General features: G+C 55.4%; 20 protein-coding genes. 16 read left to right on the top strand and 4 right to left on the bottom strand.

Features of this window, described 5'->3' with window-relative positions; all coding sequences use genetic code 11:
- Positions 1 to 40: 40 nt before the first annotated feature.
- From lspA to FVV99_RS16455, 7 genes are all read left to right on the top strand, one after another.
- The gene (lspA, locus tag FVV99_RS16485) at positions 41 to 553 is read left to right on the top strand and encodes a signal peptidase II (protein WP_236645447.1); all 513 of its coding nucleotides are present in this window, start codon (positions 41 to 43) and stop codon (positions 551 to 553) included.
- A gap of 36 nt (positions 554 to 589) precedes the next feature.
- Positions 590 to 1036 (top strand): FKBP-type peptidyl-prolyl cis-trans isomerase, encoded by a 447-nt coding sequence (fkpB, locus tag FVV99_RS16480; protein WP_148255229.1) that lies wholly within the window; start codon positions 590 to 592, stop codon positions 1034 to 1036.
- A gap of 25 nt (positions 1037 to 1061) precedes the next feature.
- Positions 1062 to 2015, top strand: a complete 954-nt coding sequence (gene ispH, locus FVV99_RS16475) for a 4-hydroxy-3-methylbut-2-enyl diphosphate reductase (RefSeq protein ID WP_148255228.1) — start codon at positions 1062 to 1064, stop codon at positions 2013 to 2015.
- Positions 2016 to 2155: 140 nt separating this feature from the next.
- The gene (locus tag FVV99_RS16470; RefSeq protein WP_148255227.1) at positions 2156 to 2545 is read left to right on the top strand and encodes a type IV pilin protein; all 390 of its coding nucleotides are present in this window, start codon (positions 2156 to 2158) and stop codon (positions 2543 to 2545) included.
- Positions 2536 to 2961, top strand: coding sequence for a type IV pilus modification PilV family protein (locus FVV99_RS16465; protein ID WP_148255226.1), 426 nt, complete (start codon positions 2536 to 2538; stop codon positions 2959 to 2961). Before FVV99_RS16470 ends, FVV99_RS16465 begins: the two co-directional genes overlap by 10 nt.
- Positions 2958 to 3563, top strand: a complete 606-nt coding sequence (locus FVV99_RS16460; protein WP_148255225.1) for a PilW family protein — start codon at positions 2958 to 2960, stop codon at positions 3561 to 3563. Before FVV99_RS16465 ends, FVV99_RS16460 begins: the two co-directional genes overlap by 4 nt.
- A gap of 42 nt (positions 3564 to 3605) precedes the next feature.
- On the top strand, positions 3606 to 4715 hold the full coding sequence (locus tag FVV99_RS16455; protein ID WP_161599027.1) for a pilus assembly PilX family protein: 1110 nt from the start codon (positions 3606 to 3608) through the stop codon (positions 4713 to 4715).
- Position 4716: 1 nt separating this feature from the next.
- Here the strand turns inward: FVV99_RS16455 and FVV99_RS16450 are convergent, their stop codons facing one another.
- A complete protein-coding gene (locus FVV99_RS16450) occupies positions 4717 to 5274 on the bottom strand; it encodes a GspH/FimT family pseudopilin (RefSeq protein WP_161599026.1) in 558 nt (185 codons plus the stop codon).
- 86 nt (positions 5275 to 5360) lie between these two features.
- Between FVV99_RS16450 and thiO the strand changes: the two genes are divergently transcribed.
- Entirely contained in the window at positions 5361 to 6449 is a 1089-nt protein-coding gene (thiO, locus tag FVV99_RS16445; protein ID WP_148255222.1) for a glycine oxidase ThiO, read from the top strand.
- Between the two features lie 11 nt (positions 6450 to 6460).
- Here thiO and FVV99_RS16440 read toward each other — a convergent pair whose 3' ends face one another.
- Positions 6461 to 6724, bottom strand: a complete 264-nt coding sequence (locus tag FVV99_RS16440) for a PP0621 family protein (protein WP_148255221.1) — start codon at positions 6722 to 6724, stop codon at positions 6461 to 6463.
- A 95-nt stretch (positions 6725 to 6819) separates the two neighbouring features.
- On the opposite strand from FVV99_RS16440, the gene FVV99_RS16435 reads away from it, so the two are divergent.
- Positions 6820 to 8451, top strand: a complete 1632-nt coding sequence (locus tag FVV99_RS16435; protein WP_148255220.1) for an NAD+ synthase — start codon at positions 6820 to 6822, stop codon at positions 8449 to 8451.
- Positions 8452 to 8572: 121 nt separating this feature from the next.
- On the opposite strand, the gene FVV99_RS16430 is transcribed toward FVV99_RS16435, so the two are convergent.
- Positions 8573 to 9430: an outer membrane protein assembly factor BamD gene (locus tag FVV99_RS16430; protein WP_148255219.1), complete on the bottom strand. Its 858-nt coding sequence runs from the start codon at positions 9428 to 9430 to the stop codon at positions 8573 to 8575.
- Positions 9431 to 9566: 136 nt separating this feature from the next.
- On the opposite strand from FVV99_RS16430, the gene rluD reads away from it, so the two are divergent.
- From rluD to ilvN, 5 genes are all read left to right on the top strand, one after another.
- The gene (gene rluD / locus FVV99_RS16425; protein WP_148255218.1) at positions 9567 to 10526 is read left to right on the top strand and encodes a 23S rRNA pseudouridine(1911/1915/1917) synthase RluD; all 960 of its coding nucleotides are present in this window, start codon (positions 9567 to 9569) and stop codon (positions 10524 to 10526) included.
- Entirely contained in the window at positions 10523 to 11275 is a 753-nt protein-coding gene (gene pgeF / locus FVV99_RS16420; protein WP_148255217.1) for a peptidoglycan editing factor PgeF, read from the top strand. Before rluD ends, pgeF begins: the two co-directional genes overlap by 4 nt.
- 240 nt (positions 11276 to 11515) lie before the next feature.
- Positions 11516 to 14116, top strand: a complete 2601-nt coding sequence (clpB, locus tag FVV99_RS16415) for an ATP-dependent chaperone ClpB (RefSeq protein ID WP_148255216.1) — start codon at positions 11516 to 11518, stop codon at positions 14114 to 14116.
- A 445-nt stretch (positions 14117 to 14561) separates the two neighbouring features.
- A complete protein-coding gene (locus tag FVV99_RS16410) occupies positions 14562 to 16286 on the top strand; it encodes an acetolactate synthase 3 large subunit (protein ID WP_148255295.1) in 1725 nt (574 codons plus the stop codon).
- The gene (gene ilvN / locus FVV99_RS16405) at positions 16286 to 16777 is read left to right on the top strand and encodes an acetolactate synthase small subunit (protein WP_148255215.1); all 492 of its coding nucleotides are present in this window, start codon (positions 16286 to 16288) and stop codon (positions 16775 to 16777) included. Before FVV99_RS16410 ends, ilvN begins: the two co-directional genes overlap by 1 nt.
- 68 nt (positions 16778 to 16845) lie before the next feature.
- Here the strand turns inward: ilvN and ilvY are convergent, their stop codons facing one another.
- Positions 16846 to 17724: an HTH-type transcriptional activator IlvY gene (gene ilvY, locus FVV99_RS16400; protein WP_148255214.1), complete on the bottom strand. Its 879-nt coding sequence runs from the start codon at positions 17722 to 17724 to the stop codon at positions 16846 to 16848.
- Positions 17725 to 17902: 178 nt separating this feature from the next.
- Here ilvY and ilvC point away from each other — a divergent pair, with 178 nt between their 5' ends.
- Both ilvC and pssA read left to right on the top strand, forming a co-directional pair.
- Positions 17903 to 18919, top strand: coding sequence for a ketol-acid reductoisomerase (gene ilvC, locus FVV99_RS16395; protein ID WP_148255294.1), 1017 nt, complete (start codon positions 17903 to 17905; stop codon positions 18917 to 18919).
- Between the two features lie 136 nt (positions 18920 to 19055).
- Positions 19056 to 19895 (top strand): CDP-diacylglycerol--serine O-phosphatidyltransferase, encoded by an 840-nt coding sequence (gene pssA, locus FVV99_RS16390; protein ID WP_148255213.1) that lies wholly within the window; start codon positions 19056 to 19058, stop codon positions 19893 to 19895.
- Positions 19896 to 20174: the final 279 nt, after the last annotated feature.

Genomic DNA, 20174 nt, shown 5'->3' with positions numbered 1-20174 from the left:
CGGCTTCAAACAGGCAGGTTCAGCCCGTCAGGAAGATCGCATGAATACACGTAACGACCAGGCGCCTCCGATGGGTCGCCCTCTGCGCTGGCTTTGGTTGTCGGCGCTGGTGATTGCTCTGGACCTGGGGACCAAGGCTCTGGCCAGCCACTGGTTGAGCTACGCCGAGCCCGTGACGGTGTTACCGGTGTTCGACCTGACACTATTGTATAATACCGGTGCCGCTTTCAGCTTTCTGGCGGGGCATGCCGGTTGGCAGCGCTGGTTCTTCGTGGCCATTGCCGTGGGCGCCAGTGTCGCTCTTACGCTCTGGATGAGACGGCTTCGTGCTCACGAGAAGATATTGGGTGCATCATTGGCGGCTATCATTGGTGGTGCGCTGGGGAATTTGTATGATCGTATGGTCCATGGTCATGTGATCGATTTCCTGTCCTTCCACTGGGGGCAGTATTACTTTCCGGCATTCAACCTGGCAGATACCGCCATTACTCTCGGTGCTATCGGTCTGATCTGGGAGTCCTTCCGCGATGCCAAGCGAAAGCGGGCACATTGACGGATGGCCGGAAAACACGCGTTTTAGAGGCATACTATGAGCGACTACCGCATCGAGGAAGGCATGGAAGTCACCCTCCACTTCTCGTTGAAGCTTGAGGATGGCACTGTGGTTGATTCGACCCATGACAAATCCCCGGCCACATTCCAGGTCGGTGACGGGAATCTGCCGCCGGGGTTCGAGGCGCCGATCAAGGGGCTGACTGAGGGGGAGAGTGGCAGTTTCGAGATTTCCCCTGAACATGGATTTGGCCAGCATAACCCACAGAATGTTCAGATGCTCAAGCGCGATGATTTCGACGAGCTTGAACCCGAAGAGGGGATGGTGATGTCCTTTACCGATGCTGCCGGGGGTGAAATACCGGGAGTTATAGCCCGGATCGATGACTCCCAGGTTGAGGTGGACTTTAATCACCCACTGTCTGGGCGTACCCTGACATTCGACGTCGATGTCATCAGTGTACGTCCCGTGACCACGCATTGAAGCCTGACAGGCAAGCGAGGTAAGTATGCAGATCAAACTGGCCAATCCCCGCGGTTTCTGCGCTGGTGTCGATCGTGCTATCGAAATAGTCAATCGCGCTCTGGATGTATTTGGTCCCCCGATATACGTACGTCATGAGGTAGTACATAACCGTTTCGTGGTCGACAGCCTGCGTGAGCGTGGTGCGGTCTTCGTTGAGGAACTGCATGAGGTTCCTGATGATGTGATCGTGATTTTTTCTGCACATGGTGTGTCGCGTGCGGTTCAGGAGGAAGCCGAGCGCCGTGGGCTGAGAGTGTTTGATGCCACCTGTCCGTTGGTGACCAAGGTGCATATGGAAGTACTTCGTTACGCCCGCCGTGGTCAGGAGTGCGTCCTGATCGGACATGAAGGCCACCCTGAGGTCGAGGGCACCATGGGGCGTTACGATCGCTCCTATGGCGGAGATATCTATCTGGTCGAAAATGAGATGGATGTCGCATCGCTCCAGGTCAACGACCCGTCCAGCCTGGCGTTCGTGACCCAGACGACCTTATCGATGGATGACACTTCCCGGGTCATCGATGCACTGCGCGACAAGTTCCCGGAGATACAGGGGCCGCGCAAGGACGATATTTGTTATGCGACCCAGAATCGACAGGATGCCGTGCGTGAACTGGCCGCCGACAGTGATCTGGTTCTGGTGGTGGGAAGCACCAATAGCTCGAATTCCAATCGCTTACGGGAGTTGTCGGAACGTGTGGGCACACCGGCCTATCTCATCGACGATGCCGGTAAGATCGCGGCTGACTGGTTCGACGGGGTAGAAACGATCGGTATCACGGCCGGTGCCAGCGCCCCTGAAGTCCTGGTCAAAGGTGTCATCGAGCGGCTTCAGTCGCTGGGTGCCAAGCATCCGCAGGAACTCGTGGGGCAAGAGGAAACCATTACCTTCTCCATGCCGACGGAACTGCGTGAACGCGTGATAGCTAGCCAATAGCCTTGTCATTCCTCTTTCATGAGACTGACCGGACCACCAACAGGGTCCGGTCTTTTTTTGTCCGTGACTGTTATATTCAATATCACTGATTCATACTACGCGCTGGAACGATGCGTCGAGGACAAGGAATGTTTCTCACCATGCAGCCGTATACTATAAGCAGGCAAGCTGGCATTACGCTGCTCGAGCTCATGATCGTGGTCACCATTGTCGGCCTGCTTGCCGCTGTCGCTTACCCTCTCTATACCGATCACTTGAGCAAGGTGAGGCGAACCGATGCGAAGGCGAGTTTGTTGGCGCTCGCTGGACATCTGGAGCGCTGTTATACGGTAACGCAATCGTATGAAGGATGCGTCGAAGGTTTGCATGACCGCGATGAATCCATGCAAGGCTTCTACGATATCCGTGTTGATCCCACCATCTCGACGTATTCGCTAGTTGCCTCGCCTCGCGGAGCACAAGCCGGGGATGCATGCGGCGACCTGACATTGAACCAGGCCGGTGGTCGGACACCCGCGGCATGCTGGTAATGAATGGGGGGAAGCTCCCTCAAGGGGGCAGCCTGATCGAGGCATTGATGGCCCTGTTCGTGTTGTCGGTGGGGCTTTTGGGGGTGGCCGCCATGCAACTTACCGCGATGCAAAGCAACCATGTCGCCTTGCAGCATTCGCTGGCCACGATAATGGCTGCGGATGCCAATGAACGCTTATGGGCAGCCCTGGGGGCGGCCAATGGTCAGTGCCCATCCGGTAGCGACGTCGAACGTGACTGGTTGGAACACTGGGCGGGTAGTCTGCCCCTGGTTGAGCAGGCCAGCACGATAGAAAAGACAGGGACATGCACTTATTCGATTACCGTAAGTTGGCATGACGACCGTTTCGACCTCCCCCGCAAAACGTCCTCGTTGAGTTATCCGGCCCGTCTTCCCGGTAGGCATGCCCGATGAACATCGGCACGGTCATGACTCGGGATGCACAATATGGTGCAAGCCTCGTCGAATTGATGGTGGCCATGGTCATCGGGTTATTGATTACGCATGGGGCGACGAGACTGTTCATGGATGGCAGCCAGGTGTTAGCCAGCGCGGGGCAACTGGCGGAACGTCAAAATACACTCAACATGCTCTTTGAGCTTGTGTCACGGGACGTTCGTGCGGCCACTGGCAGGGTGACTCCGGTACAAGAGGGCGTACCCACGATGAATTCGGATCACCTGTTGATTGAATTCCATGGAACCGACATGGCGAAGGATCCTTATTGTTCAAGTGATCGTCTGGAAGGCCTGGAATATTATCAGGAAACGCGCAGCAGTGATGTGATGCTTCGCGTTCGATGTCGCAATGATGAAGATAGGGTCTACGATCGCGCTTCTCAGCCTATCGTTAGTAACCTGATGGACCTGCACTTTGAAAAGAAAAAAGAGCTCGAAGAGGTGGTCGCCATTGAAATATCGGCGTCAACAATGAGGGGAACCTCGAGTCATGGCGATCATGGGAGAGTGTCCTTTCTTGTCGTCAATCGTAAAAGCGTCATCGACCGTATCGAGTAACCGATAATGCGTATTGGAGGAGCACCAAGAGAGCAGCGTGGTATGGCGCTGGTTATCAGTCTGGTTCTGCTTGCGATAGCGCTCGTTTCCAGCGTAATGGGCATGAAGACGTCTTTGGTTGAAGAGCGAATGGCAGGCAACCAGAGGGCGGGAGTATTGGCACGTCTGGCTGCAGAATATGGTGCCTCAACGGCATTGGAGAACGTCGATTTCCTTGGAATGGATAGAGAGCAATGCCAGGCAAGTAAGGGGAGTACTAGCGTTTCAGACGCTGTTGCCAAGTATGAATATCGAGCCTGCAAGACTCAGGGAGGAGGTGTCGTTGCTCTGCTGTCTAAAGGGAAGTATGGCGGCATGGTACGCCAAGTGGATATTGAGTATGTCATACCCGAGGGTTTCCTCGGGTTATCGCCTCTGACTATCCCTGGTCCTCTGGAGGACGTTGGGTTCATACCAGGCGATGCACTGAACACAGGGGAGAGTATCTCGTCTGTCATCGATGGGCGACGTTATCCTCCGATCGCTGCTAGAGGAAAGGAAAAGACCATTGTAGGCGTTCCTGGTGATAAAGGAAGCATGGGGAATGTTTCCCGGAATATCAGCGAAAGCATATTGAATGACCCCACGACTTTCCATGGTTTCATCAGTTTGCTGCATGATCTGGCAGAGCAGCGTGAGAGACTGTTTTCTTCAGGGAGTGGGGTCCATTTTGGTGGAGAAAATGACGGTCGCAATGGGGGAAGACTGACATATATAGCAGGTGATCTTCATGTTGATTCACCATTATTCGGGAAAGGAATCCTGGTAGTGGACGGTAACTTGGAAGTCAAAAGCAGTCTTGATTACCAAGGATTGATCGTCGTCATGGGGGATAGGATGAATGTCGGTCGGGATAGCAGTGGAAGGATTGATGGTGCGGTCATAGTTTCGCCATTTGTCAATCGTGATGATGCCATCGGTTATGGCGTTTCTAGTGTGAAAATGGCCAAGGGAAGCCGGTTGGATTATATGTTTCATGGTGTCGCTCTGGATGATGCATTTGTCTTGTTGGCGAATACGCAAGCGTCAAATTTCTGGAGGACGCATAATGAATCCTCGCGTAAGCCTGGTGTCATGAGTTGGCGACAGGGTGACAGTATGGCTGGTTACTGATTCAGCAGCCCTTCCCTTTTTCGGTTCGTGAGCGCCCCGATTTGTACAATATGACTTTCTTGGAAGCGGCATCGGAGCAGATCGTGAACGTACCGTTCTGGCTATGGGTGGCTCCCCAGGGCGTGAAACGTATATAGCGTCTGCTGCCGAAACCGCGGTAATTCGTCGTGGCGCGACCTGATTGCCATGAGGTTATGATGTCGTTATTGGAGTGTTCTCGTTGGCCCGTCTCACCATGGCTGGCAAAGAGCATAAGCGGTGCCTTCCAGTCGTCTGTACAGTGCACTTGGTCCAGGGAGGGGCAAAGCGTCGTACTCGTGTGCTGGGTAACCGCGGTGTTCCTTGCTTGTTTTAGTGCCGTAATAAGACGCATCGTATCGGAGTCGACGCGATGTCTGCTAGCCAGGTTCTTATATTGCGGAACGGCGATTGCTGCCATGATGACGATCAGGCTGATGACGGTCAGTAGCTCGAGAAGCGTGATGCCTGATTCATGAGGCTTCGCTCGGGAAGTGGCAGAAGCGCTGAAACCATGTACTGCGGAGGCATTGATTGCCATGTTCTCCATTCCTGCTGGCGGTATCATTCCGTGATGTGGCTTTACTACTCTAACCTAAATTCTTGTAAGCGATTGCGGATATTCTTGTGAGTGATTTCCTGATAGTGGGCGGTGGTGTGATCGGCATGATGACGGCACTGCAATTAGCCGATGCAGGTCATGATGTCACGCTCGTCGAACGACGGTGCTGTGGCCGTGAAGCGTCATGGGCCGGTGGGGGAATCGTATCTCCCCTGTACCCATGGCGTTATAGTGCGCCGATATCCAGGCTGTCCCGCTGGTCCGAAGGCTGTTATCCCGAATTGTCGTTGAGACTGCTGGAAGAAACGGGCATCGATCCGGAATATCGTCAGAGAGGGCTGCTCTATTTGCGTGTCGATGAAGAGTCTCGCGCGTTAGCGTGGGCGCGCGAGGAGGGCAAGCCGCTTGAGCGGGTGGGTAGTGACTTCCTCTATCACAAAGAGCCTCATGCCTGTCCCGGATGTCCGGGGGCGCTGTGGATGCCTACGTTGGGAAGCATTCGGAACCCTCGATTGGTCAAGGCATTACGTGCTCGTCTCGGGGATATGGCGAGAGTCTCCTTGAAAGAGTATGTGACGGCGACCCGGCTATGTGTCGATGGGTCAAGAATCCGTGGTGTCGATACCTCGTCGGGTATGATGACGGGCGATCATGTCATCGTCTGTGGCGGCGCCTGGGCCGCAGAATTACTGGAAACGGCTGGTGTGTCACTGCCGGTGAGGCCGGTCAAGGGACAGATGATTCTCTTCAAAGGGCCGGTTGACTTGGTGCGACGGGTGGTCTTGATGGATGGGCGCTACGTGATCCCGCGGAGTGATGGTCGGGTGTTAGCGGGATCGACGCTCGAGGAGAAAGGGTTCGATCAAACGACCGATGACGTTGCGAGGACCTCGCTGTGGGAAAGCGCCACGTGGATCATTCCTGATTTGGCTTCGTGCGAGGTGGAGCACCATTGGGCCGGGCTCCGCCCGGGGACACCGGACGGTATGCCGTTTATCGGTGCCGTTTCAGATTTCGAGAATCTTTACATCAACGCCGGACATTATCGCAATGGCCTGGTGCTCGCGCCCTCATCGACTCGACTACTGGTGGACCAGCTACTGGGCCGAGTACCGATCGTTGACCCCGAGCCTTACCGGCTGCAGCGACATTAGTGCCTGAGCGGTCATTCCTCAGGGCGTTGCTCTTCTAGGTACTTGTCGCGATGGTCCGTACAACAGAACCACTCTCCATGATCACGTAGCGCGTCGTCTTCCGGCAGGTGGACGCGGCAATAGCTGCAGCGCACCATATGGTTGCCATCTTTGGAGCGTTCACTGCCGCTGCTTTCGTCGTGCTCTAATCGCCATTCGCGGTACATGCGATACAGCTTGAGGCCGGCGAAGAACAGTATGGCGAAAATGATCAGGCGAATGATCAATAGATTCATCCTCGGTGACTCCCTGAAGCGGTCGAGCTCTTTGCCTGATGCTCGGCCATGCGGGACAATAGGTCTATCGAGAGTTTCAAGAGAAATGTGCTCCCATGCAAGACTTGACGTTGGTAATGGCCCAACTCGACCCTCTGGTCGGCGACATTCCGGGCAATACTGAGGCCGCGATAGAAGCGGTTCGTGAGGCACGTATCGAACATCGCGCTGACATCGTGGTGTTGCCCGAGTTATTTCTGACTGGCTATCCACCAGAGGATCTGTTGTTACGCCCCTCCTTGGAAACGCGACTCGTTACGGCGCGTCAGCGTATGGCTGACAAGGTGGTGGGGAATGTACTAGTGATCGTTGGTTATCCCGGCTACCGGGAGGGCAATCTCTATAACCTGGCCGGTGCGCTCTACAATGGAGAGTGGCTAGGTGAGTATGCCAAACAGGCGCTGCCCAATTATCAGGTATTCGACGAGCAGCGTTACTTCTCGGCGGGTAGCCAGCCCCTGGTGTTGGAGCACTGCGGGGCGAAACTGGGGTTGTTGATCTGTGAGGATTTATGGGAGCCGGAACCGGTCAAACAAGCTCGCGAAGCGGGGGCCGATATCCTTATCACCTTGAATGCCTCGCCGTACCATCAAGACAAACCGGCTGAACGACGCGCCCTACTCAAAGCGCGTGCCGAGGAAGTGCAGCGACCGGTCGTTTATGTCAATCAGATCGGGGGGCAGGATGAACTGGTATTTGATGGTGGCTCGGCGGTGGTCGATGCGCAAGGCACTCTCTGTGTGCAGGCACCGCATTGGCAAGTGGGCGTGATGCCGGTACGGTTCGTGCGTGAAGAAGCGCGTTGGGTACCGGAGTCAGGTGAATGTGACCCCGAGGTCGAACCTGAAGAAAGTCTTTATTGTGCCTTGGTTACCGGAGTACGGGATTATGTCAATAAGAGCGGATTTCCCGGAGTGGTCATCGGATTGTCCGGGGGCATCGACTCGGCATTGACATTGGCCATTGCCGTGGATGCCCTAGGGGCAGACCGAGTGCATGCCGTCATGATGCCTTATCACTACACTGCCGATATCTCCAAGCAGGATGCCGCTGCTCAGGCCAGGCTGCTGGGTGTCGATTATGATGTCATGCCTATTTCTGCGGTGGTCGAGGCATTCACGGAAACGTTGGCGGAAAGCTTTGCGGGTACCGAGCGCGATACCACGGAAGAGAACCTGCAGTCGCGAACCCGGGGAGTTCTGCTGATGGCGATTTCCAACAAGAAGGGACTGATGGTTCTGACCACAGGAAACAAGAGTGAAATGGCAGTGGGATATGCCACGCTCTATGGTGACATGGTCGGTGGATACAATGCGCTCAAGGATGTCTACAAGACGTGGGTTTATCGCTTGGCGAAGTGGCGTAATGCACAAGAGCCGGCTATCCCCGAACGTGTCATCGAACGCCCTCCATCCGCCGAGTTGGCGCCGGATCAGCAGGACAGTGATTCATTACCCGATTACGATATGCTGGATGCCATTTTAATGCGTTATATCGAAAGCGATATGAGCGCTGAAGAGATTATCGAGGCGGGGTTTGCCCGTGATGCTGTCTACCGTGTCGTCTCGCTGGTCGATCGGTGTGAGTACAAGCGACGCCAGGCTCCGGTTGGCGTGCGTGTCACGCCTCGTGGCTTTGGTCGAGATCGGCGTTATCCGATCGTTAATGGTTGGCAGCCGGGGGCATGAAGGTACGTGATCGTCTCGTGAGACTAGAGGTCATGGCCAGTGCCAAGACGTGGAAATCCCGCCTCATGGAAGACGGGATTTCGTCGGCCGGTCATGCTTCAGCGTGCACCGGCCAACCTGCTTATGCAGAGATAGGGGCGGCATCAACGTATTGAGGACGGAAGGTGTTGCCACGTAACCGTTCATTGTCAGGATCGTTTTCAATCAGCGTTTCCAGGACCTCCCGGGCCCGATCACGCATGTCCAGACCCAGATAGCCCTCTACCATCACGGCAAGTGCATTGCGCGTCTCCGTGGACTCGGGATAGTGCTCCACGACCCAGCGTCCGCGCTCCACGGCGGCTACGTAAGCCCCCTTGCGGAGATAAAAGTCAGCCACATGCAGTTCCTTGGCGGCCATGACATTGCGCAGGTAGACGATACGTTGGCGTGCATCGGGCGCATATTCACTATCGGGGAAGCGTTCGATGAGCTCACGAAAATCCGAGTAAGCATCTCGGGTGGCTCCCAAGTCACGCTTGGAAATGTCGATCAATCTCAGACGTTCCAGGCTGAAGCGCCCAGCCTGATAGGCGGCAAGACCTCGCATGTAATACGCGTAATCGACTTCAGGGTGATCCGGTTGCAACCGAATGAAGCGGCTCGCTGCGGCTCGAGTCGCCTCCCAGTTATTGATCTGGTAATAGGCATAAATCAAGTCGAGTTGCGTTTGTTCGGCACGATCACCGAATGGATAGCGGGCATCCAGGGTTTCAAGCTTCTCGACGGCACTGGAATAACGCCCATTTTCGAGATCCGCCTGGGCCGCTTCATACAGCGCCTGTTCGTTGCCTTCGATTTCAGCGGCAGTCCGCTGTTCGTCGTCGTTCAGAATGTCACTGTGAATATCTTCGACATTATTGCCGTTGCTGGCACAGCCGGCGAGCAATAAGGCGAGAGCCACTGCACAGAGGTGGGTGCCGGTAATGGAAACGCGCATCAATGATCCTCGTATCAAACAACCCGGGTCGGCCATGCTAGAATCGGCCAGCATCGGCTCACTATAAAGCACACACTATAAAACACCCAGGCCTGGCTGGGAAAACCCGCGTTGTCGATTGGAGGCATTGACTGACATGCCGGAACACATACATTCTCACGAAAACGTGCCTGCCAGCTTGACGGGGATGCGGCTCGACCAAGCCGCAGCGGAACTGTTCAGAGGCTTTTCACGTGAGCAACTCAAGGCCTGGATCAAGCAAGGAGCGCTTACCGTCAATGGAGGCCAAGGACGGCCCAAGGATAAGGTCGCCGGTGGCGAACGATTGGAGCTCAAGGCGGAACTCGCCGGGGAAGCGCGTTTTGAACCTCAGGCCATCGACCTCAATGTCATCCATGAGGATGATGAGGTTCTGGTGCTCGACAAGCCTGCGGGATTAGTGGTGCATCCAGCCGCGGGGAATCCCGACGGTACACTGCTCAATGCATTGCTTCACCATTGTCCTGAATTATCGACCGTACCCAGGGCCGGTATCGTCCATCGTCTGGACAAAGATACGTCGGGTTTGATGGTGGTCGCGAAAACCTTGACGGCCCAGGCCAGTCTGGTCGAGCAACTGCAGGCACGAACCGTTTCACGTGAATATGATGCCGTGGTGACCGGTGTGATGACGGGCGGCGGGACCGTTGATGCCCCCATCGGAAGGCATCCGAAGGATCGCAAACGACAAGCGGTGACCGTCAACGGCAAACCGGCAGTCACCCATTACCGAGTGGTGGAACGATTTCGTGGACATACTCATGTCCGCTGCAAACTGGAAACCGGCCGAACCCATCAGATTCGTGTCCATCTTGCTCATCAACGCTACCCGCTCGTCGGCGATGCACTCTATGGTGGGCGTTTGAAAATGCCGCCTGGCGCTGCCGAGGAACTCAAGGCCTTGCTACGTGAGTTCCCTCGCCAGGCCCTGCATGCGCGTAAGCTGGCGTTTATCCACCCGGACAAGGGGCTGCGCATGTCTTTTCGCACGACGTTGCCCGACGATCTTGTGATGCTGCTCGACTATCTACGCGACGACCATGAGACGATGCAATGAATGACACCTTAGCGCAGCCGACCCTGCTTTTGCCGGACTGGCCGGCGCCCAGTCCGGTAGGGGCGTTCGTCACGACACGAGAAACCGGGCCAAGTCGAGGAGCCTTTGCATCTTTCAACACCGCTCTGCATGTTGGCGACGACCCGCAACGAGTGGCTCAATGTCGTGCCTTGTTGCAACGACAGGTAGGCGATGAGCGACCGTTATTGTGGCTCAATCAGGTACATGGCGCCAAGGTACAGCAAGAGTACTCGGCCGAGCCGGCGTCAGCCGATGCAGCGGTTGCTTTCAATCAACGCTATGCCTGTGTGATACAGACGGCCGATTGCCTGCCGGTGTTTTTCTGTGACCGGCGGGGCACGCGTGTGGCTCTGGCGCATGCAGGATGGAGAAGCTTGGCGGGTGGTGTGCTGGAAGCCAGCGTCGCAGCGTTGGGAATTGAGCCGAGTGAGTTGTTGGCCTGGTTGGGACCGGCCATTTCCAATGCACAATTCGAAGTGGGTCCCGAGGTATTCGATGCCTTTGTTGCGGTTCAGCCCGAAGCCGCATCTGCCTTCGAACCCAGCCCCTATCGACTGGGCCATTACATGGCTGACATGTATCGGCTGGCACGTTTGCGTCTCGAGCGACTAGGCGTTTCTCATATTAGTGGCGGGCATTTCTGCACGGCCTGTGAATCCCGCTTCTACTCACATCGCCGTGATGATGGCCAAACGGGACGCATGGCCAGCGTGATCTGGTTAAAATAGCGTGAAGCGGGAAAGCCGCCGCGTTGCGCCCGGAGAGAAGCGCGCCGAGACACAACATGACTTGAGACAAGAAGTGCACAATGTTTTGCCTTCCCTTTGACCTGAATCAATCCTTTACCCCCCCCTGTGAGCCCGCTGACTTGAAAATGGCGAAGCATACCTCCATTGATTACGTCAAGATGCGATTTACGGGTAAAGCGGTACGTCCGAACGTTCCGCCACCCCAATGGAGGATAGTGAATGCGACCCGACAAATTTACTGGCAAGTTGCAGAATGCGGTGGCCGATGCTCAGTCATTGGCGGTTGGCCACGGCCATAACCAGCTCGACCCTGGCCACGTGCTGCTGGCGCTTCTCGATACCAGCGATAGTGGTCTAAGAGGCCTCGTGCAAAAGGCTGGGGGCGATGCGAGCAAATTACGCAACGGTTTGTCCAAATACATCGATGGCCTGCCTCAGGTAGGCCAATTCGATGGCGAAGTACAGCCCTCCCGCGACCTGGGGCGTTTATTCAACCTTGCTGATCGTGAGGCCCAGAAGCGGGGTGATCAGTATATTGCCAGTGAGCTGGTGTTACTCGCTGCATTTGCCATGAAGCATGCCGTCAGCAAGGTGCTCACGGATGCAGACTTGACTCAAAAGCGTGTTGAAGAGGCCATCGATAGCTTGCGCGGTGGTGAAAAAGTCGACGATCCCAATGCCGAAGATAATCGAGAGGCATTGAACAAGTATACGCTGGATCTCACGGCGCGTGCCGCTGAGGGGAAGCTGGATCCAGTGATCGGTCGCGACGATGAGATCCGTCGTACCGTGCAGGTGCTACAACGACGTACCAAGAACAATCCGGTACTGATCGGCGAGCCCGGTGTCGGCAAGACGGCGATCGTCGAGGGACTGGCCAATCGGATTGTTGATGGAGAGGTGCCCGAAGGCCTGAAAGACAAGCGAGTGCTTGCTCTCGACATGGGGGCTTTGCTGGCCGGGGCCAAGTTTCGTGGTGAGTTTGAAGAGCGTCTCAAGGCAGTTCTGAAAGAGCTGGCCCAGGAAGAAGGCCGTATCATCCTGTTCATTGATGAACTGCATACCATGGTGGGTGCCGGTAAGGCCGAAGGTGCCATGGACGCTGGCAATATGCTCAAACCGGCGCTGGCGCGTGGCGAGTTGCACTGCGTGGGCGCCACGACCCTCAACGAATATCGCCAGCACATCGAGAAAGATGCGGCGTTGGAGCGGCGGTTTCAGAAAGTCCTGGTCGATGAACCAAGTGAAGAGGATACGGTCGCCATCCTGCGGGGTCTCAAAGAGCGCTATGAGGTTCATCATCGCCTCAATATCACGGATTCGGCGATCATTGCGGCGGCCAAACTGTCCGCTCGTTATATTACGGATCGCCAGTTGCCCGACAAGGCGATCGACCTGATCGATGAGGCGTCATCACGCATTCGAATGGAACTTGATTCCAAGCCGGAAGAGATGGATCGGCTCGATCGTCGCCTGATTCAACTGAAGATGGAGAGGGAGCACCTCAAGAAGGAGACGGATGAGGCATCCCGCAAGCGACTCGAGAATCTGGAGGACCAGATCGATGAATTGAGCCGCGAGTATGCCGATCTGGAAGAAGTCTGGAAAGCCGAAAAGGCGAGTATCGAGGGTGCGGCTCAGTACAAGGATGAACTCGACAAGGCTAGGGTCGAACTGGATGCAGCCAAGCGTCAAGGGGATCTGGGCCGGATGTCCGAATTGCAATATGGCGTGATTCCTGAACTTGAAAGGAAAATTGCCGAATCCGAGGCGGACGAAGCCGATACGTCGCAGCATACCCTGTTGCGCTCGAGTGTAACCGAGGAAGAAGTGGCGGAAGTCGTGTCGCGTTGGACAGGCATTCCTGTGGCCAAGATGCTAGAAGGCGAGCGCGACAAGCTGTTACGTATGGAAGAGGCCCTGCACGAACGTGTCATTGGCCAGGATGAAGCGGTGACGGCCGTGGCCAATGCCGTACGGCGCTCACGGGCCGGACTGGCCGACCCCAACCGTCCGAACGGGTCCTTCCTGTTTCTCGGGCCGACTGGAGTCGGGAAGACCGAGTTGTGCAAGTCCTTGGCTAATTTCCTTTTTGATACGGAAGAGGCGATGGTCCGTATCGATATGTCCGAGTTCATGGAAAAGCACTCCGTCGCTCGATTGATCGGCGCACCGCCGGGCTACGTCGGCTATGAGGAAGGGGGGTATCTGACCGAAGCCGTACGTCGTAAACCGTACTCGGTGTTACTGCTCGATGAAGTGGAAAAGGCCCACAACGATGTTTTCAATATCCTATTGCAGGTATTGGAAGATGGTCGACTGACCGACGGACAAGGACGGACCGTCGACTTTCGTAATACCGTGATCGTCATGACCTCCAACATGGGATCGGATATCATTCAGCGGATGGGCAGTCATGACAATGGCGATGTCGACACGAACTATGCCGAGATGAAAGAGAGGGTCATGTCGGTCGTGTCGGATCACTTCCGTCCTGAGTTGATCAATCGGATCGATGAAGTGGTGGTCTTTCATGCGCTGGGTCAAGAGCAGATACAGTCCATTGCAGCTATTCAACTGGAGCGTTTGCGTGAAAGGCTTGCAGAGCGTGATCTGGCGCTGGAGGTCAGTGATGATGCCTTGGCACAGTTGGCGGTAGTGGGGTTCGATCCGGTATATGGTGCGCGTCCGCTCAAGCGGGCTATCCAGAGTCGTATCGAAAATCCTCTGTCGCAAGACTTGTTGGCTGGTAAGTATACTGCGGGAGATACGATCCACATTACAGCCGACGATGGACATTTGTGCTTTAGTCGTATTTGATAGCGACTCGACACTTAGTCAGCGACGGCTCGCCTCTGTGTGATCAGGGGCGAGCCTTTTTGTGTGCATGACACATTTACCATGTTCGTACAGATTTTTAATGGTTCAGATGGGTTTCGTGGTTGACAGTCTCGCATCGCTATTGGAATCTTGGATGTTCCTGATTGCGGACGCGGACTCGACGGGCAATCCCCACTTACCGCGTGAAGGGTAGGTCAAATGGCCTGTACCCGCCGAAGGACTTACCGGGCTCGGCTAACCGCCTGGCCTGGCCAACGCCCCCTACGCGGCAAACCGCCGTGATGAGAGTGCAGGCCCTAACCGGGCCTAAGGACGCCAGGGTTTGGCATCAGGTGCCGGTGAATACCGGCAGCGGCGCACCGCCGCACTCGAACGCCGCGCCTGCGCGCGGCATGGCACTCGAGACCTTCAGGGGAGAAACAACGTGGAACTGCTTTCCGGCGCCGATATGATCGCCCGATTTCTTCAGGATGAGGGCGTTGAATATATTTACGGCTATCCCGGCGGAGCAGCGTTGCATATATACGACGCTCTCTTCCGCCAAGACAAAGTCAAGCACATCCTGGTGCGACACGAGCAGGCAGCAACGCATGCTGCAGACGGCTATGCCCGTGCTTCCGGCAAGCCAGGAGTGGTGTTGGTCACGTCTGGGCCCGGCGCGACCAATGCCGTGACAGGCATTGCGACTGCCTACATGGATTCGATTCCCATGGTCGTGCTATGTGGTCAGGTGATGAGTCATCTGATCGGTGATGACGCCTTTCAAGAGACCGATATCATCGGCGTGACCCGTCCGATCGTGAAGCACAGTTTTTCGATCAATCATCCGTCCGATATTCCGGAGGTGCTCAAGAAGGCGTTCTATCTCGCGTCAACTGGCCGGCCGGGCCCGGTGGTCGTGGATATTCCCAAGGACATGACTGCGCCGACCGAGCGTTACGAGTACGTCTATCCGAAAAAGGTCAAGCTTCGCTCCTATAACCCTGTCAGTCGTGGGCATACGGGACAGATCAAGAAGGCCGTGGACCTGATGCTCAAGGCCAAGCGTCCCATCTTCTATACCGGTGGTGGCGTGGTGACTGGCAATGCCAGCGAAGGCCTGACTGATTTGGTACAACGGCTAGGATTTCCCATCACGACGACTCTGATGGGGATTGGGTCATACCCACAGAGCGATCGTCAGTGTTTGGGTTGGTTGGGCATGCATGGGTCTTATGAATCGAATATGGCCATGCATCATGCTGACTTGGTGGTGGCCATAGGGGCTCGTTTCGATGATCGGGTAACCAATAACACATCCAAGTTCTGCCCGACCGCGAAAATTGTGCATGTGGATATCGACCCCAGTTCGGTTTCGAAAACGGTGCGTGCCGATGTGCCGATCGTTGGGCCTGCCCAGGGTGTCATCAATGAAATGATCAGCTTGGTACAGGGCAAGGACATTGCGCATGCCGATGCATTGGCCGAATGGTGGCAGAAAATCGATGGCTGGCGTGAGGAGCGTCAGGGGAAACTGTATGAGCCCTCTGTCGAAGATGAACCTCTCAAACCGCAGGAGGTCATCGAAGCGATTTGCCGCCAGACGCACGGTGAGGCCTTCATTACGACGGATGTCGGTCAGCACCAGATGTTTGCTGCGCAATATTACAAATTCGACAAGCCTAACCGGTTCATTACATCGGGTGGTCTAGGCACCATGGGATTCGGTTTCCCCGCAGCGATGGGCATCAAGATCAATTACCCGGACGATCAGGTGGTCTGCATTACCGGTGAAGGCAGCTATCAGATGATGATGCAGGAGCTGTCTACCTGTAAGCAGTATGGTGTGGGTGTGAAGATCATCAATCTCAATAATGCCTCATTGGGGATGGTGCGACAGTGGCAGGACCTCAACTACAAGTCTCGGCATGCCCACTCCTATATGGAATCATTACCGGATTTCCAGAAGCTGACCGAGGCGTATGGTTTCACCGCCCTGCGGGTAGATACCAACGAGGAGCTTGAACCGGCACTCGAGCGGATGCTTGCCGATAAGCATGAGCTGGTGTTCCTGGATATCTACGTCGACCCGCGTGAACACGTCTATCCGATGCAGGTGCCCTTGGGCTCCATGCGTGACATGTTGCTTTCGAAGACGGAGCGGACCTGATGCGCCATATCATCTCGATCCTGATGGAAAACGAACCCGGCGCCCTGTCCCGCGTGGTGGGGCTCTTTGCCCAACGAAACTACAATATTGAAACGCTCAATGTGGCGCCGACCGAAGACCCGACGTTGTCGCGGTTGACGGTGACCACGGTCGGTGACGATCGTGTGATCGAACAGATCACCAAGCATCTCAATAAACTGATCGATGTCGTCAAGCTGGTCGACTTGACGGAAGGCAACCACATCGAGCGTGAACTGATGTTGGTCAAGGTCAAAGCATTGGGGGCGGCCCGCGACGAGGTCAAGCGCACGGCGGATATCTTCCGTGCTCAGGTCGTCGATGTCACTCCCAGTCTATATACCGTCCAGATCACCGGGGACGCTGGTAAGCTGGATGCCTTTCTTCAGGCGATGGCCCCCGTCGGTATCCTGGAAGTCGCGCGCACTGGCGTGTCCGGTATCGCCCGTGGCGACAAGGTGCTCAGCCTGTAAATGGGTTGGCTCCGCTATTTCAAGCCGTCTCTCATAGGCGGCTTTTTTGTTAGTCTGCGCGACTTCCGCTAGATCTCGGCCCAGAGGGCGCGAATCAGCGGACTTTTCAAGCGGCGTTGTGAGACACACAGGCCGACATCATAGTGTGGCAACTCCGGTTTGACGGGCAGGACCCGGATACGATCGAACAATGGACTGTTATCTAACACGATCCTGGGAACGACGCCGACGCCAAAGCCAAGCCCTACCATGCTGACGATGGCTTCATTACCCGCCACTTGAGCGTAGATTTGTGGCGTTACTCCAAGCGCCTTGAACCACGTATCGCAGTGCTCCCGAGCCAGCCCTGACTCGGAAAGAATCATGGGGACATTTCGCCATTGTGCCGGTGTTGGCACTTCTGGGGTCGGGGGGATCCAGGCCGCATGGCTCCTCGGAGCAATGAAGACCAAAGGCGAGGTCGTCATGGGTTTGAAGGCTAGCGAGTCTGGCAGTTGCCGCGGCCTCGGAGCGATAGCCATATCTTCCTCTCCGGCCTGTATTCGTGCCAGAGAATCGGCGGGATCTCCCGTATGCAGCTTGAGTTCGATGCGAGGATGGCGTTGGCGGAACTCACTCAGCAGATCGTAGAGGAAGCTATAACTTGCCGTCACAGAGCAATAGATGCTGATCTCACCCGTGAGCTCCTTCGATTCCTCCATCAGTGTCTGTCTGACTGTATCCCACTGCTCCAACGCGTCACGAGCATAGTTCTGGAAAAAGCGCCCTTGCGGTGTCAAAGCAACATGGCGGTTGTCACGTTCAAACAGTACGACGCCAAGCGTTGCTTCGAGTTGGCGGACCGAGCGGCTCAGCGTGGAAGGGCTGACATGGCATGCTTCACTGGCGCGGCCGAAATGCAATGTTTCGGTCAGGCTCAAGAAGTGCCTGAGTGGGCGCATATCCATGAGTATTTCATTTTCCGGTTTGCTGTGTTGCAAATATAGCGTTTTACGCAATGTTCTGCCTAGCGTATCTTGTCGACACGACGTCAATAAACAAACAAGCCACAAGAGCCGTAGAAGACGGGGCTGGTGGCCATCGACGCTGAATTTTCCCCTAGGGGTTACCAACAGGAGGGCATCCATGCGCGTTTATTATGATAAGGACTGCGATCTATCGCTGATTCAAGGAAAGCAAGTCACGATTGTCGGGTATGGCTCTCAAGGCCATGCTCATGCCCATAACCTTAAAGAGTCCGGAGTCGATGTCACGGTCGCTTTGCGTGAGGGGTCATCCTCTGTTGCTAAAGCCGAGGCGGCAGGCCTGAAAGTGGCCACTGTCGAGACGGCGTGCAAGAGCGCCGATGTAGTAATGGTGCTGGCACCGGATGAAAATCAAAAAGCGATCTATGAGCAACAGATCGAGCCGAACCTGAAGCAGGGTGCCACGCTGGCATTTGCCCACGGCTTCAATATTCATTACAACCAGATCGAGCCCCGCCAGGATCTGGATGTGATTATGATTGCACCCAAGGCCCCGGGACATACCGTGCGTTCGGAATTCGCTCGTGGCGGTGGTATCCCCGACTTGATTGCCGTTCAGCAGGATTCTTCTGGTACGGCGAAAGAATTGGCGCTGTCTTATGCGGCAGGCATCGGTGGCGGTCGTAGCGGTATTATCGAGACAACGTTCCAGGCCGAGACGGAAACCGACCTCTTCGGTGAACAAACTGTCCTTTGTGGCGGTGCTGTCGAGTTGGTGAAAGCGGGTTTCGAAACGCTGACTGAAGCAGGTTATGCCCCTGAAATGGCCTACTTCGAATGCTTGCACGAGCTGAAGCTGATCGTCGACCTGATGTACGAAGGCGGTATTGCCAACATGAACTACTCCATCTCCAACAATGCAGAGTATGGTGAGTACGTTACTGGTCCGCAGGTGATCAACGAGCAGTCGCGGGAAGCGATGCGTAGTGCGCTAAAACGCATCCAGACTGGTGAATATGCCAAGATGTTCATCCAGGAAGGCAATACCAACTATCCGTCCATGGTGGCGCGACGTCGTTTGAATGCAGAACACGAGATCGAGCAAGTCGGTGCCAAGCTGCGCTCCATGATGCCTTGGATTGCCGCTAACCAACTTGTCGATAAATCCAAGAACTGACGTTCAAGATGAGAATGCAGAGTAAAGGGTGCGCTTGGCGCACCCTTTTTTGTCGCAGCGAGTTGGCTATCGTTATGGTATTCCGCATGTAGAATAGTCATCATGATCACTCAGTGCATCGTAACGGACCGGACCTATGACCCAGGATTCACGCAAGCCCGAGGATGGTAACGACGAGCAGCGTAACACCGACGATGCGACGTCAGGAGACGATATCGCGTCTACTTTTCTGCGTGAAACGGAGGTTGTCGAAGAAGCCGTTGAAGATGGTAAGAAGGTGAGGCGGAAAGGCATCTATCTATTGCCGAACCTGTTTACCACATCCGCGCTGTTTTCCGGTTTTTTCGCTGTCGTGGCGGGAATCAACGGTGACTTTTCCATTGCCGCGGCGGCCATTTTCATTGCCATGGTCCTGGATGGTTTGGATGGGAGAGTTGCCCGACTTACCAATACGCAAAGTGCCTTCGGTGCCGAATACGATAGCCTGGCCGATATGTTGTCATTCGGTGTAGCGCCTGCGTTAGTCGCGTTCACCTGGATTCTGCAGGATGTCGGCAAGCCCGGCTGGGTCGTAGCCTTTCTGTTTGTAGCCTGTGCAGCGTTACGCTTGGCGCGCTTCAACATACAAGTCGGTTCGGCCGACAAGAAGTGGTTCATTGGTTTGCCAAGTCCTTCCGCAGCCGCGCTAGTAGCGGCGAGCGTATGGACGTTTCACAGTTTTGATGCCGAGGCCTTTGGCTTCAAACTGCTGATGCTGTTTGTCGTTGCGGCTGCTGGACTCCTGATGGTTAGCAATATTCGTTACTACAGCTTCAAGGAAGTTGACCTCAAAGGCCCTGTTCCCTTCGTTGTGCTGTTGGCCATCGTGCTGGCATTCGTCGTGATTTCTGTGGAACCGCCTGTCATGCTCCTGCTGTTATTTGCGACCTATGTTTCGTCGGGTCCGGTCATGGCTGGCATGCGCAAGATGCGTTGAAGTGGTTTTCGCGTCCGCATAGCATAGGGACTTCAGCAATTTCTGGCCTGATATTCCATACCCCCTTGCGTTATCGTCACTGACGTCGTAGAGTACGCATCCGCTGCCGACGAGGGGCCAACCCCTGGGTAGTGGACCGATACCGAACTTGTTGTTTTATGGGTTATTTTGGGTATTGGTGGCGTTACCGGGATTGACAGGTAGTGAGTTTCCGGTAGAATACGCCTTCCTCGCTGAGGCCCGGCCCGGCGAGACGCTCTTTAACAATCGATCAGGTAA

This window comes from Aidingimonas lacisalsi (assembly GCF_008079445.1).
In the GTDB taxonomy this organism is placed as follows: Bacteria; Pseudomonadota; Gammaproteobacteria; order Pseudomonadales; family Halomonadaceae; genus Aidingimonas; species Aidingimonas lacisalsi.
The sequence above is the reverse complement of the archived record's forward strand: the minus strand, read 5'-3'. Positions and strand labels throughout refer to the sequence as shown.

Coding starts and splice junctions, on each gene's coding strand:
- lspA (WP_236645447.1), top strand. CDS start 41: ATGAATACACGTAACGACCAGGCGCCTCCGATGGGTCGCCCTCTGCGC.
- fkpB (WP_148255229.1), top strand. CDS start 590: ATGAGCGACTACCGCATCGAGGAAGGCATGGAAGTCACCCTCCACTTC.
- ispH (WP_148255228.1), top strand. CDS start 1,062: ATGCAGATCAAACTGGCCAATCCCCGCGGTTTCTGCGCTGGTGTCGAT.
- FVV99_RS16470 (WP_148255227.1), top strand. CDS start 2,156: ATGCAGCCGTATACTATAAGCAGGCAAGCTGGCATTACGCTGCTCGAG.
- FVV99_RS16465 (WP_148255226.1), top strand. CDS start 2,536: ATGCTGGTAATGAATGGGGGGAAGCTCCCTCAAGGGGGCAGCCTGATC.
- FVV99_RS16460 (WP_148255225.1), top strand. CDS start 2,958: ATGAACATCGGCACGGTCATGACTCGGGATGCACAATATGGTGCAAGC.
- FVV99_RS16455 (WP_161599027.1), top strand. CDS start 3,606: ATGGCGCTGGTTATCAGTCTGGTTCTGCTTGCGATAGCGCTCGTTTCC.
- FVV99_RS16450 (WP_161599026.1), bottom strand. CDS start 5,274: ATGGCAATCAATGCCTCCGCAGTACATGGTTTCAGCGCTTCTGCCACT.
- FVV99_RS16440 (WP_148255221.1), bottom strand. CDS start 6,724: ATGAATCTATTGATCATTCGCCTGATCATTTTCGCCATACTGTTCTTC.
- FVV99_RS16435 (WP_148255220.1), top strand. CDS start 6,820: ATGCAAGACTTGACGTTGGTAATGGCCCAACTCGACCCTCTGGTCGGC.
- FVV99_RS16430 (WP_148255219.1), bottom strand. CDS start 9,430: ATGCGCGTTTCCATTACCGGCACCCACCTCTGTGCAGTGGCTCTCGCC.
- rluD (WP_148255218.1), top strand. CDS start 9,567: ATGCCGGAACACATACATTCTCACGAAAACGTGCCTGCCAGCTTGACG.
- pgeF (WP_148255217.1), top strand. CDS start 10,523: ATGAATGACACCTTAGCGCAGCCGACCCTGCTTTTGCCGGACTGGCCG.
- clpB (WP_148255216.1), top strand. CDS start 11,516: ATGCGACCCGACAAATTTACTGGCAAGTTGCAGAATGCGGTGGCCGAT.
- ilvN (WP_148255215.1), top strand. CDS start 16,286: ATGCGCCATATCATCTCGATCCTGATGGAAAACGAACCCGGCGCCCTG.
- ilvY (WP_148255214.1), bottom strand. CDS start 17,724: ATGGATATGCGCCCACTCAGGCACTTCTTGAGCCTGACCGAAACATTG.
- ilvC (WP_148255294.1), top strand. CDS start 17,903: ATGCGCGTTTATTATGATAAGGACTGCGATCTATCGCTGATTCAAGGA.
- pssA (WP_148255213.1), top strand. CDS start 19,056: ATGACCCAGGATTCACGCAAGCCCGAGGATGGTAACGACGAGCAGCGT.